Origin of the sequence: Micromonospora sp. NPDC049679 (genome assembly GCF_040659735.1) — a bacterium.
Classification (GTDB): Bacteria; Actinomycetota; Actinomycetes; order Mycobacteriales; family Micromonosporaceae; genus Micromonospora_I.
This window is the reverse complement of sequence record NZ_JBFANZ010000019.1, coordinates 15,928-28,070: the sequence shown is the minus strand read 5'-3', so window position 1 is coordinate 28,070 and position 12,143 is coordinate 15,928. Positions and strand designations below refer to the sequence as shown.

General features: G+C 70.0%; 14 protein-coding genes. 6 read left to right on the top strand and 8 right to left on the bottom strand.

Going from position 1 to position 12,143, the window contains the following annotated elements:
• The first annotated feature begins 31 nt into the window (after positions 1-31).
• Positions 32-1,867: an NHL domain-containing thioredoxin family protein gene (locus AB0J06_RS14680; RefSeq protein ID WP_357428693.1), complete on the top strand. Its 1,836-nt coding sequence runs from the start codon at positions 32-34 to the stop codon at positions 1,865-1,867.
• Between the two features lie 164 nt (positions 1,868-2,031).
• On the opposite strand, the gene AB0J06_RS14675 is transcribed toward AB0J06_RS14680, so the two are convergent.
• Positions 2,032-2,781: a 5-oxoprolinase subunit PxpA gene (locus AB0J06_RS14675; RefSeq protein ID WP_357428520.1), complete on the bottom strand. Its 750-nt coding sequence runs from the start codon at positions 2,779-2,781 to the stop codon at positions 2,032-2,034.
• 124 nt (positions 2,782-2,905) lie between these two features.
• Here AB0J06_RS14675 and AB0J06_RS14670 point away from each other — a divergent pair, with 124 nt between their 5' ends.
• Positions 2,906-3,583 carry a hemolysin III family protein gene (locus AB0J06_RS14670; protein ID WP_357428518.1) on the top strand — a complete coding sequence of 226 codons (678 nt, stop codon included), beginning with the start codon at positions 2,906-2,908 and terminating at the stop codon, positions 3,581-3,583.
• A gap of 88 nt (positions 3,584-3,671) precedes the next feature.
• Here AB0J06_RS14670 and AB0J06_RS14665 read toward each other — a convergent pair whose 3' ends face one another.
• On the bottom strand, positions 3,672-3,950 hold the full coding sequence (locus AB0J06_RS14665) for a DUF6458 family protein (RefSeq protein ID WP_357428516.1): 279 nt from the start codon (positions 3,948-3,950) through the stop codon (positions 3,672-3,674).
• 115 nt (positions 3,951-4,065) lie between these two features.
• Between AB0J06_RS14665 and AB0J06_RS14660 the strand changes: the two genes are divergently transcribed.
• On the top strand, positions 4,066-4,650 hold the full coding sequence (locus AB0J06_RS14660) for a histidine phosphatase family protein (RefSeq protein WP_357428514.1): 585 nt from the start codon (positions 4,066-4,068) through the stop codon (positions 4,648-4,650).
• A gap of 146 nt (positions 4,651-4,796) precedes the next feature.
• Here the strand turns inward: AB0J06_RS14660 and AB0J06_RS14655 are convergent, their stop codons facing one another.
• The 4 genes from AB0J06_RS14655 to AB0J06_RS14640 form a co-directional block, all read right to left on the bottom strand.
• Positions 4,797-5,057 (bottom strand): DUF6458 family protein, encoded by a 261-nt coding sequence (locus tag AB0J06_RS14655; protein WP_357428512.1) that lies wholly within the window; start codon positions 5,055-5,057, stop codon positions 4,797-4,799.
• Positions 5,058-5,222: 165 nt separating this feature from the next.
• A complete protein-coding gene (locus tag AB0J06_RS14650) occupies positions 5,223-7,079 on the bottom strand; it encodes an acyl-CoA dehydrogenase (protein WP_357428510.1) in 1,857 nt (618 codons plus the stop codon).
• 348 nt (positions 7,080-7,427) lie between these two features.
• Positions 7,428-8,555, bottom strand: a complete 1,128-nt coding sequence (locus AB0J06_RS14645) for a PP2C family protein-serine/threonine phosphatase (protein WP_357428508.1) — start codon at positions 8,553-8,555, stop codon at positions 7,428-7,430.
• A gap of 150 nt (positions 8,556-8,705) precedes the next feature.
• Entirely contained in the window at positions 8,706-9,362 is a 657-nt protein-coding gene (locus tag AB0J06_RS14640) for a septal ring lytic transglycosylase RlpA family protein (RefSeq protein WP_357428506.1), read from the bottom strand.
• Positions 9,363-9,503: 141 nt separating this feature from the next.
• Here AB0J06_RS14640 and AB0J06_RS14635 point away from each other — a divergent pair, with 141 nt between their 5' ends.
• Positions 9,504-10,094, top strand: a complete 591-nt coding sequence (locus tag AB0J06_RS14635) for a phosphoribosyltransferase family protein (RefSeq protein WP_357428504.1) — start codon at positions 9,504-9,506, stop codon at positions 10,092-10,094.
• A gap of 85 nt (positions 10,095-10,179) precedes the next feature.
• On the opposite strand, the gene AB0J06_RS14630 is transcribed toward AB0J06_RS14635, so the two are convergent.
• Together AB0J06_RS14630 and AB0J06_RS14625 are read right to left on the bottom strand one after the other, a co-directional pair.
• Complete coding sequence (locus AB0J06_RS14630) at positions 10,180-10,719, bottom strand: alpha/beta hydrolase (RefSeq protein ID WP_357428502.1); 540 nt, start codon at positions 10,717-10,719, stop codon at positions 10,180-10,182.
• A gap of 153 nt (positions 10,720-10,872) precedes the next feature.
• Positions 10,873-11,112 carry a winged helix-turn-helix domain-containing protein gene (locus tag AB0J06_RS14625; RefSeq protein WP_357428500.1) on the bottom strand — a complete coding sequence of 80 codons (240 nt, stop codon included), beginning with the start codon at positions 11,110-11,112 and terminating at the stop codon, positions 10,873-10,875.
• A gap of 318 nt (positions 11,113-11,430) precedes the next feature.
• On the opposite strand from AB0J06_RS14625, the gene AB0J06_RS14620 reads away from it, so the two are divergent.
• Positions 11,431-11,874 carry a DivIVA domain-containing protein gene (locus tag AB0J06_RS14620; protein WP_357428498.1) on the top strand — a complete coding sequence of 148 codons (444 nt, stop codon included), beginning with the start codon at positions 11,431-11,433 and terminating at the stop codon, positions 11,872-11,874.
• Positions 11,867-12,106, top strand: a complete 240-nt coding sequence (locus tag AB0J06_RS14615) for a hypothetical protein (RefSeq protein WP_357428496.1) — start codon at positions 11,867-11,869, stop codon at positions 12,104-12,106. Before AB0J06_RS14620 ends, AB0J06_RS14615 begins: the two co-directional genes overlap by 8 nt.
• Positions 12,107-12,143: the final 37 nt, after the last annotated feature.

The window sequence follows — 12,143 nt, the reverse complement described above, 5'->3', positions numbered from 1 at the left end:
CGTGTCAGGCAGGATTACCGACATGACGGATATCCGCACCGCCCGCGTTCGGGCGCCCGAGCTTCGTGGCCGAGGCTGGCTGAACACGGGCGGACGCGAGCTGCACCTCGCCGACCTGCGCGGCAAGATCGTTCTGTTGGACTTCTGGACCTTCTGCTGCGTGAACTGCCTCCACGTGCTCGACGAGTTGCGGCCGTTGGAGGAGGAGTTCGGCGACGTGCTCGTCGTGATCGGCGTGCACTCGCCGAAGTTCGAGCACGAGCGGGATCCGGCCGCCGTGGCGGCGGCGGTCGAGCGCTACGGCGTGGCGCATCCGGTGCTGGACGACCCGGAACTGCAGATGTGGCAGCAGTACGCGGCGAAGGCGTGGCCCACGCTGTCGGTGGTCGACCCGGAGGGCTACGTGGTCGCCTCGATGGCGGGCGAGGGCCACGCCGACGGCCTCGCGCGGCTCATCACGGAGTTGATCGCGGCGCACGAGGCGAAGGGGACCCTGCACCGGGGCGAGGGGCCCTACGTCCCGCCGGCCGGGGCGGAGACCGCGCTGCGCTTCCCCGGCAAGGCCGTGCGACTCGACAACGGCGGCTTCCTGGTCACCGACTCGGCCCGGCACTCCCTGGTCGAGCTGGGTTCGGACGGCGAGACGGTGGTGCGCCGGATCGGCTCCGGCGCGCGGGGTCGGGCGGACGGTCCACCGCACCAGGCGGGCTTCTCCGAGCCGCAGGGACTCTGCCTGCTGCCGCGGCAGACCGCCGAGATCGCCGGTTACGACGTGATCGTCGCCGACACCGTCAACCACCTGCTGCGGGGCGTACGCCTCGCAACCGGCGACGTGATCACGGTCGCCGGTACGGGCCGGCAGTGGCGCTCCACGGTCGACAACCACCCGCACGACGCGGTCTCGATCGACCTCTCCTCCCCCTGGGATGTCGCGTGGTACGACGACCGGGTCATCGTCGCCATGGCCGGCATCCATCAGCTCTGGTGGTTTGATCCGGTGAAGCGCACCACCGGCGTGTACGCGGGCACGACGGTTGAGGCGCTGCGCGACGGACCGTTGCCGGACGTGTGGATGGCGCAGCCCTCGGGGCTTTCGGCATCGGCGGACGGTCGGCGGCTCTGGGTCGCGGACAGCGAGACCAGCGCGCTGCGGTTCGTCGAGGAAGGCGCGCTCCACACCGCGGTCGGTCAGGGCCTGTTCGACTTCGGCCACGTGGACGGTCCGGCGGCGGAGGCGCTGTTGCAGCACCCGTTGGGGGTCTGCGCGCTGCCGGACGGATCGGTGCTGGTCGCCGACACCTACAACGGGGCGGTACGCCGGTTCGACCCGGTGACCAATGCGGTCTCCACCGTTGCGGACGGGTTGGCCGAGCCGAGTGACCTGGTGCTCAGTCAGGAGGGCGACGTGCTCGTGGTCGAGTCGGCCGCGCACCGGCTGACCCGGCTCGCGCCGGGCGCGCTCTCGGCGGCGGGCGCGACCACGGTGGCCGGGGAGCGGCACCGCACGGAGCGTCCACCGACGGAGCTCACCGCCGGCGAGGTGGCATTGCAGATCATCTTCACGCCGGCCCCCGGGCAGAAGCTGGACGACTCGTTCGGCCCCTCGACGCGGTTGGAGGTGTCGGCCTCGCCGCCGGAGCTTCTGAGCGAGGGAGCGGGGTCGACGACCGACCTGGTGCGTCGGCTCGTCATCAACCCGGCGGTGCCCGAGGGAGTGCTGCAGGTGGTGGCTCAGGCCGCGACGTGTGACGCCGACATCGAGCACGCGGCCTGCCACCTGACCCGTCAGGACTGGGGTGTCCCGGTCCGCGTCACCGAAGCGGGCACCGCGCGCCTACCCCTGATCCTGCGCGGCCTGGACACCTGACACCCCGCACCCCACCGCACCGCTTGCGCCGCCCGCCCCGCCCACGCCGCCCGCCTCCGGAAGATCGCGCTACTGCGCGGATGTGGTGGCCTCGCGCGACGAGGAAGGCAGTACATACCGGAAGCAGCGCGGTCTTGCCGCAGGTTCGGGGACGCGCGGGTCGCTCAGCTGAACGGTGCGGGATCCAGACCAGCGTCGGCGAGCGCCGCGCGGACCTGCCGGGCAAGGGTGACCGCGTCGGGGGTGTCGCCGTGCACGCAGATCGACTCGACGCGGCAGGGGATCACCCCACCGTCGACTGGGACGACCTCGCCGTCGACCGCCATGCGTACCGCGCGCCGGGCGACCTCGTCGGGGTCGGCGACCAGCGCGCCCGGCGTCGAGCGGGGCACCAGCCGGCCGTCGGGCAGGTAGCCACGGTCGGCGAAGCCCTCGCCGACGGCGCGCAGTCCTGCGCCGACGGTGAGCCGCGCGAGGACCGAGCCGGGCTGAGAGAGCACCGGCAGGGAACGGTCGTAGTCGGCGACCGCGGCCACCACGGCGGACGCCTGGAGCTCGTCGGTGGCGGCGGTGTTGTAGAGGGCGCCGTGCGGCTTGACGTACCGCACGCGGGTGCCGGCCACGCGGCAGAAGCCGTCCAACGCCGCGAGTTGATAGAGCACGTCGTCGCGGAGCACGTCGAAGGCGTACTCGATGTGACGCCGGCCGAATCCGGCCAGGTCGCGGTAGCCGACCTGGGCGCCGACGGCGACGCCGCGCTCGGCGGCGTCGGCGCAGATCCGTCGCATCGTGGTCGGGTCGCCGGCGTGGAAGCCGCAGGCGACGTTCGCCGAGGTGATGACGTCGAGTAGCGCGGCGTCGTCGCCGAGCTGCCAGATGCCGAAGCCTTCGCCGAGGTCAGCGTTGAGGTCCATGTAATCGCACGGTAGTCCCCGCGACGGCGGCGGACCGCCGGGCGGAGCGGCGGCGCAGCTACCGGGGTCGGTCGTGAGCCGGCTCACTACCCACGGGTAACCTACGGTGCCGTAACCTAGGGGGGTGACGACTGAAGCCCCCCTTCGACTGAAGCCTGTCGACATCGGCAAGCCCCGAATGCGCGGCTGGCTGCACACGTACGCGTTCTTCGTCGCCCTGGTGAGCGGCATCGTGCTCTGCTCCCTGGCGGCCACCCGACCCGGCCTCGCGCCATTGATCAGCTGTCTCGTCTACAGCCTCACGGTCTGCGGCCTCTTCGGCACGAGCGCGCTCTATCACCGTCGCGTGTGGTCGGAGCGCGGCTATCAGATCATGCGCCGGCTCGACCACTCCATGATCTTCGTGTTCATCGCCGGCACCTACACACCCTTCTGCCTGCTGCTCCTCCCCGAGGACAACGCCACCATCCTGCTGACGCTGGTCTGGTTCGGTGCGCTCGGCGGGGTGGCGATGAAGCTGATCTGGCCGCATCTGCCCCGATGGGCGAGCGCTCCGCTCTACATCGCGCTGGGCTGGGTCGCGGTCGCCGTACTGCCGGACATCCTGCATCGCGGCGGGGTCACCGCGCTGGTCCTGCTCATCGTCGGCGGTCTCGCCTACAGCGTCGGCGCCGTCTTCTACGCGCTGCGCCGCCCCAACCCGTGGCCCACCGTCTTCGGGCACCACGAGTTCTTCCACGCCTGCACGCTCGTGGCGGCGCTCTGCCACCACATCGTCGTCTATTTCGCCCTCTACGCCTGACCCCGTCGCTCCGCGGAGCAACGGGGCGGGGACGGCGACCGGCGCGAACCGCTGAAAGCGGTCCGCGCCGGGACGACGGTTGGTCGGGTCAGACGGGGTTACCCGGGCGCCGGACCTCCCGGTACTCCTCGACCACCCGGTCCGTCTCAACCGGGGTGGCCACGCGGTGTTCCTCCACGGGCGCCCGGGTGACGACGGTGCGGCGCCGGCTCTGCCAGAACCACACGGTCAGGATCAGACCGAAGAGGCCGGCGAGCATGAGCACCCAGCCGACCACATGTACGTCGATGAAGCCCAGGTTCGCATCGACCGCGAAGGCCAGGATCGCGCCCAGGGCGAGCAGGAAAATGCTCCCACCGATGCCCATTTTGTCCCTCCTTGGCTATCGGCTGGCGTCTTCTGCCAGCCCTGGCCGCTCACGAGGTTGCGGCGGGTTTTGAGTTACCCACGTGCTTCGACTCTCAATCAGGCAAGCTGGGCGTATGTCGGATCGCACCATCGTGCTGTTACGGCACGCGAAGGCCGAGAATCCCGACGGCCTCGCCGATGTGGACCGCCCGCTCACCGCGCGGGGGCACGCGGACGCCGCCGCGGCGGGCGCCTGGCTCGCGCACAGCGGCCACCTGCCGGACCTGGTGATCTGCTCACCCGCGAAGCGGACTCGGCAGACCTGGCACGGGGTCGCGTTGGCCCTGGCCGAGGCGACGGCTCCGGCGGCACGCCTGGATCGCGCCGAGTCCTCGGTCGCCGCCGGGGCCTCGCCGGAGACCACGCGGTCCACGTCGGCACCCGTGGTCCGGTACGAGGACACGGTCTACACGGGCGGCGCCGAGGAGTTGCTGGCTCTTGTGCGCGAAGCGGATGAGCCCGTCTCCGCGATCCTGCTCATCGGTCACAACCCGGCGATCTCCGAGCTCTCCGCGCTGCTCGATCCGGCGCTGACGGAAGACTCCGACGGATTGCGCACGAGCAGTGTGGCCGTTCACCGTTTAACCGGCTCGTGGCGGGAATGCGCTCCTGGTGCCGCATCACTCCTCGCCGCGCACACCGCCCGCGCGCCGCACTGACGCCGCTGAGCGGCCGGACCGGACCGACACCTCGGGCCGGACCGACACCTCGGGCCGGTGCGTCGCGCCACGGATGCGACACCGGGGGTGCGACACGAAAAGGCCCCGGCGGGCCGTAACGGCCGACCGGGGCGGGAGGTGCCCGTCTAGCAGGGCGGTGATGGAGGCTCGGCCGGAGGTGGACAGACCTGAGCCGGGTGGGACAACTTGTTCTCCTCCACGATCACGGTGCGGGCCCGGCGGCGCCGGTCGTTCCAGAACCAGAGCACGGAGAGGACAATGGTGGCGCCGGCCAAGATCAACACCCAACCGACCGCGTGCACATCGAGCCACCAGACATCCGCGCGGACGGCAAACGCCAGGATCGCGCCCAGGGCGATAAGAAAAATTCCACTACCGATGCCCATCTCGTTGCACTCCTTGTCGCAGTCGCTCCAAGTTGTGCGTTCCCTATAACGCCTACCCTCGGCCTATGGGGTCAAACGGCGGGCGGCGCCGGGCAGACAGCGGGGCGGCCGGCGAGCAGATGCTCGCCGGCCGCCCCGTAAACCCACCGCGGCAGTTCGGTGGGATCAGAACGCGTCTTCGGAAAGCTCCATCAGGTCCAGGTTGGTGGACTCGATGATCCGGCGGTCGGAGCCGATACGCGGCAGCACCTCGTGGGCGAAGAACCGCGCGGCCGCGATCTTGCCCTCGTAGAACCTGCGGTCGGTGGCCGAGACCTCGCCGCCCAGCGCCCGCAACGCCACGTCCGCCTGCCGCTGGAGCAGCCAGGCGACGACCAGGTCGCCGACGGCGAGCAGCAGCCGACGGCTGCTGAGACCGACCTTGTAGAGCGAGCGCTGCTCGCCGGCCTGCGCCTCGCCGAGCCACCCGGTCATGATGCCGAGGATGTTCTGGACCTCGGCGAGCGCCTTGCCGAGCGCCGCCCGCTCTACCTTGAGCTGTCCGTTTCCACCCTCGGACTCGATGAACGCCTGGATCTCTCCGGCGATGTTCATCAGTGCCTTTCCGCCGTCCTTCACGACCTTCCGGAAGAACAGGTCGAGGCTCTGGATCGCGGTGGTGCCCTCATACAGGGTGTCGATCTTGGCGTCGCGGACGTACTGCTCGAGCGGGTAGTCCTGCAGGAAGCCGGAGCCGCCGAAGGTCTGCAGCGACTCGGCGCCGAGCAGTTCGTACGCCCGCTCGGAGCCGACGCCCTTGACCAGCGGGAGAAGCAGATCGTTCACCCGCTTGGCCAGCTTGGTGCCCTTCTCGTCACCCGCGGCCTCGGCGATGGCGACCTTGTCCTGCCAGCTCGCCGTGTAGCAGACCAGCGCGCGTAGACCCTCGGAGTACGCCTTCTGCAGCATCAGCGAGCGGCGCACGTCCGGGTGGTCGGTGATCGTGACCCGCGGCGCGGTCTTGTCGGTCGACCGCAGCAGGTCGGCGCCCTGGACGCGGTTCTTGGCGTACTCCAGCGCGTTCAGGTAGCCGGTGGAGAGGGTCGCGATCGCCTTGGTGCCGACCATCATCCGGGCGTACTCAATGATCATGAACATCTGCCGGATGCCGTCGTGTACGTCGCCCAGCAGCCAGCCCTTGGCCGGCACGCCGTGCTCGCCGAACGTCACCTCGCAGGTGTTCGAGACCTTGATGCCCATCTTGTGCTCGACGTTGGTGACGAACGCGCCGTTGCGCTCGCCCAGCTCGCCGGTCTCCTCGTCGAAGTGGAACTTCGGCACGACGAAGAGCGAGAGCCCCTTGGTGCCCGGGCCGCCGGCGCCCTCGACGCCGACCGGACGGGCCAGCACATAGTGGACGATGTTGTCCGAGAGGTCGTGCTCACCCGAGGTGATGAAGCGCTTCACGCCCTCGATGTGGTACGAGCCGTCCGGCTGCGGGATCGCGCGCGTCCGACCGGCGCCCACGTCCGAGCCCGCGTCGGGCTCGGTGAGGACCATGGTCGAGCCCCACTGCTTGTCGATGAAGAGCTTCGCCCACTTCTTCTGCTGCTCGGTGCCCTCGACGTGCAGCACGTGCGCGAAGGACGGGCCGGAGGCGTACATCCAGATCGGCGCGTTCGAGCCGAGAACCAGCTCGGCGAGGGACCACCACAGCGCGCGCGGGGCGTTCGTGCCACCGAGCTCCTCCGGCAGGTCCATCCGCCAGAACTCGGCGTCCATGAACGCCTTGTACGACTTCTTGAACGACTCCGGCAGCGGTGCGGTGTGCGTCGCCGGGTCGAAGACCGGCGGGTTGCGGTCGCTGTCGACGTAGCTGGCGGCGAGGTCCTCGCGCGCGAGCCGATCGACTTCGGCCAGGATGTCCCGCGCCGTGTCGACGTCGAGATCGGAGTACGGCCCGTGGCCGAACGCCTGGTCGGCACCGAAGACCTCGAAGAGGTTGAACTCAAGGTCACGGAGATTGCTCTTGTAGTGGCTCATGCGCTGCGCCCCCGCTTCCGGGCAAGTGTTACCGGTCAGTAACGTCACTATATTACTGGCGGGTAGGTGCGACAAGTCGCCTCTTGGAAGTGACCACAACCACAACCCGCGCGTCGTTCACTCTTCGGCATGGCCTCGCCGGTTTAGCAGGGAATCAGACTGGATATTGGCGTCCCACCAACGCACTACTGCGAATAACCGCAGGTCAAAGGGGAGGCCACCATGGTTGCGAAGATTCTGGACGCGCTCTTCGAGCCGACACGCCGCTACATCGGCCGCCACCGCGCGCCCGAATCGTCCCGTCCGGCCGCGCCTGCCGCCGCCACCCGAGTCGCCTGAGCCCTCGGCTCAGCTCTCTACGGCGCCGACTTCCCAGCTCGGGACGGCACCGGTCGTGACCGGGCGGGGCCCGGAGTATTCCATCAGCACGAGAGCGATGTCGTCGTCCAGCCGGCCGTAGACCCACTCGACCAACGCCGTCTCCAGTGAGGCGAGCCCATCACCGACGGTGCCGTGCCCCAGCAGGCGCCAGGCGCGATCGGCGGTCGGGAAGAACTCGCCCTCCCGGCGGGCCTCGCCGAGCCCATCCGTGAAGAGCAGCAGGCGGTCGCCCGGCTCGAGCCGCTCCACTCGGGGGCGGACCACGGGCATGAAGCCCAGCGGCGGGGCCGGGGCCGGAGGTTCCAGGGGAATCACCTGACCCCGTCGGAGCAGCAGCGGCGCGGGATGACCGCAGTTGACGATGGTCAGGGTGCCGCCCCGCTCCTCCACCAACGCGGCGGTGACGAAGTCCTCGTCGCCGACGCTGCGGGCCACCGCCCGGTCGAGGTCGGCCACGATGGCGCGCAGATCGGCCCGCTCGTAGGCGACGTGCCGGTACGAACCGAGCACGATGCTCGCCAGCCGCACCGCGTCCAACCCCTTGCCGCGCACGTCACCGATAATCATCCGCACGCCGTACGGGGTGTCCAGCGCCTCGTAGAGATCGCCGCCGATGTCGGCCGCGGCGGTCGCCGAGATGTAGCGGCCGGCGACCGCGAGGGTGCCGACCTGCGGGCCGAGCGGACGCAGCACCGCCTGTTGGGCGACCGAGGCGAGTTTGGAGAGTTCGGCGATCCGCTCGGCCTGCCGCTGCCGTATCGCGGCTACCGCGCCGGCGAGCCCGGTGGCCAACCCGATGCCGATGACGTTGATCGCGGTGGCGATGGAGACCATCTGCCCGGTCAACGCGAACGCCCCACCGACAATCGTGGCCACGGCCCCGACGCCGAGCACCACCCGCCAGCTGGCGAACGCCGCGGCGAGGAACGGCGCGGCGGCGACCAGCCCCACATAGTTGGTGCCGGACCCGTCCGCGAGTTCAACGGCGGAGACGAGCGCGAGCAGCACGAGGGCCGCGCCGATGCCGGCGCGGGATCCTGAGCTCATCGGGCGGCGGCCCGTCGGGATTATGTGCATGGCTACGCGGAACAGCATGCCTGATCCAAGGGCGGGACTGAACGAAGTTGACCCGTCGGCCGATCCCGATTTGGCCACCCGGTGCCTCGCAAAAGATCAACATCTGCGGGTGCCGGTCGGCCGGCCGAGCGCCCTGACTGATCAGTCAGTTTGATTGGTCGGTGGCAATCACTTGCCGAGCACCTCGTACTTCACCGTCAACTCGCCCATCCCCAGCGACGCGATGGCCCGGAACGCGGCCCGCGACAGGTCGATGCAGCGGCCGCTGACGAACGGGCCCCGGTCGTTGATCCGCACGACGACCGACTTGCCGTTGCCGGGGTTCGTCACCCGTACCCGGGTGTTGAACGCCAGGGTCTTGTGCGCGGCGGTCAGCGCTTCCGGGTCGAACTGCTCGCCGTTGGCGGTGGCCTGCCCTTCGTCGTAATAGGAGGCGCCGCAGGTGCCGCTCGTGACGGCGCCGGCCGCGGGCTTGGGGGCCGCCGGCGCGGGGGCCGCGCTACGGGTGTTGTTCCGCGACGCCCGGGCGGGAGTCCGGCTGGGGCGGGGGCTCGCGGTCGCGGCGGCGGCGTCCGCCCGGGTCGGGCTGGGGCTCGCGGCGGTCGGGCTCGCGGCGGTCGGACTCGGCGACGCCGGGGCAGGCGTACTGCTCGGCGAAGACTCGGCGGTCGTGGTCGTCACCGCGGGGGCCGGCTCGCTCGCGTCCGTCCATTGCGGTGCGAAGTGGGCCGCCCCGGCGCCGCCGACCAGGACCGCGGCGACGACTGCCGCAGAGGCGATAGGGCCCAGGTGGGACCGAGGGGTCTTGACGTGCCTTCCAGCCACCGGGCTCGTCCCTCCGGTTGATAACAGAACCGCATCGGACCGTAGCGAGCGAAGCACTTCCGATGTCAACGTGATGGCACCCTTTTGCCCTATCTTGCGGTGAAATGTTTGGCCTTTCGGCCCACCGCGAGCAGCGCCGTCGTGGCCGTGCCGCAGGATGGTGCGGTGCACGACGAGTTGAGGGCACGGCTGATCGACACGTTCCGGTGGGTCGATCCCGGGCCGCAGAGCACCCACCTGGTCAGCGACGTCTCCGGCTGGTGGCGCGATCCGCTGGTGCTGGCCGGGCTCGGACCCGCACTCGCGTCGCTCTACACCGCGCAGCGGCCGACGGTCGTCATCGCTCCCGAGGTCACGGGCCTCCTGCTCGGCCCACTGGTGGCGACCGCGCTCGGCGTCGGTTTCCTGCCGGCCTACAAGCACGCCGGGGAGACCGACGGCGGAGGCCGACGGATCGCCGAGCCGATGACATGGGCGCGGACCGGCGCCGACTACCGCGGCCGTTCGCTCGCGCTCGGCGTACGCGATCGGCATCTGCACCCCGGCGACCGGGTGCTCCTCGTGGACGACTGGGTGGCGACCGGCGCGCAGCTCCGGGCCCTGCACCACGTGGTCGCCGCGCGCGGCGCGGTCGTCGTCGGAACCGCCGCGATCGTGGCGGACTGCCCGCCCGCGCTCAGCGCCGAACTCGGCCTGCGCAGCCTGCTCCGCGGCGCCGACCTCGCGCCCTGACCGCTCCCCCGCGCTGCCGCGGCGCCGCCCCGCCGCAGGATCGCGCTACGTCAGGGATGTTGTTGCTCGCGCGACGGGGAGGCACCTATATCCGGGAAATAGCGCGATCTTCGAGGAACTGTTCGATCGCGGTGCAGACCTGACCGAGCGCGTCCGCGGAGCGGGCCATCGGCCCGGGTACGAGCAGACCGTGGTCGCCGTGCGGGATCTCCAGGACGTGCGGGGTCAGCCGACGGGCGGTCGCGGCATCCCACGAGGGGTCTGCGGTTCCGCCCACAAGCAGGAACGGCGCCTCGGACCGCTCGAACGCCTCGGCGAGTCCCGGATAGCGGAGCAACGGCGTCAGCCAGACCGCCGGCAGCCGACGCTCGGTGGCGACGGGTGCGGCCAGGGTGCCCAACGACTTGCCGACCAGGAGCGCCGTCCGCTCGTCGATCGCCGCGGCGGCCTGCCGCTGCACCCACGGACCGCGCTCCGCCTCGGCCAGGTCCTGCGGCACCTCCCACTCGATGCCGTGCGCGTGCAGACGACGCCGGCGGAGAAGCTCGGCCACGTACGCGAAAAGCGGCTCGCGGACCGTGTATCCCCGTCCCGGGATCAGCACCGCCTGACGGACGTCGGTCACCGCAGGTCACTCCTTCAGGTCGTGGTCGTATGACCGGTGTACAGCAAATCCCATGTGAACACTGCGGAGATGCTGGGCGCTCGGAAACTAACCGTCGAAGTCGCGTTGGACCATCGTGATGAGGAGCGAGCGCGTGGCCGGGAACATCGTCCGCTACGACGGCAACTTGGCTGGACGATCCAGGACGAAGACACCCACGCCGCTGACCGACTCCACGAGGCCTCGATCGCGCAGGATGGTGACGGCCGTGCGGACGACCATCGCCGATACCTCGTACTTTTCTCTCAACTCGCGGCCAGAGGGCAGCTTGTCACCCGGCTTCAGCCGACCGGCTTCGATGTCGGCGACGACATCATCGACGATTCGCTGGTACGCGTGGCGGTAAGGCGGCACGTTCTCTCCTTGGCAGGCAATCTCATGCCACCACGCGTGAACTTGGGAAGTCAAGATTCGCAGAGATCAGAGCCCATCACTGGGTTGACCTATGATGCGCGCGCATCATAGGTTCTACCCGAGGCCGAACTCCTTGGCAGGCGTTCACCTCACCCCCTCGTCGGGGCAGGACCTCCGGCGCATCTCGGAAACGAAAACCTGCCCCGACTCCTACTCCCCATCGCTGGATGCCGTAGACGCTGCGGCGGTGGGTGTGAGAGGGGAAGGCCGCCGAGCCCTCGCGGCGGCCTTCCCTACCAACCTCGGAGGAGGCGACGGATGTCCCGCTTCACGCGATTACTCACGCAGATCTTCAGCAACATCGTCGTTGCGGCCAACGCGGACAGGCACGTCATGGTGAGGCCGCTCATCGACGGAACCGTTGGCAGCGTCTACCGCGCCAGGCGCGCGAGCCGGGTTCTGCCGGGCGAGGTGCGGCGCAAGCAGTTCGGCGCGACAAAGCTCGGTCGCCGTGGTCTCGACCCGGAGGAGGTGCACCACTTCCTCAACCGCGTGGCGGAAGAGATGAACGCGCTCTACCGCGACCTGGCGGCGTCGGAAGAGCAGGCCTCACGGATCAGGAACGCGCTACGCGAATGGCAGACGCAGCACCCCGCGCGTCCCGGCGACGACTACGGGCGGCCGCAACAGCCGCGCCCAGCGCGACACCCCGGATGGCAACTCTCCCCACCGCATCCGAACACGAGGTTCACCGTTGGCTGAGTATCCGCCGATCCATGCGCCGCTGCGGCCAAGCTGGCTGTGCACGGCATGCGGTGAGGAGTGGCCGTGCATCACGCGCAAGCGCCAGTTGAAGGAGTTACTGCGCTGCGACGTCCAGCGGCTGAGGCGGTACATGCACCCGTACGTTCCGATTGCGCTCGTGGAACTCGACGAACTCGACGAAGCCCGGGTGCACGAACGCTTCGTCTCCTGGTGCGGCAAGCCGCTGTGAGCCGAAACGCGACGTCCGGAGGAGCGCGAACCCCGCG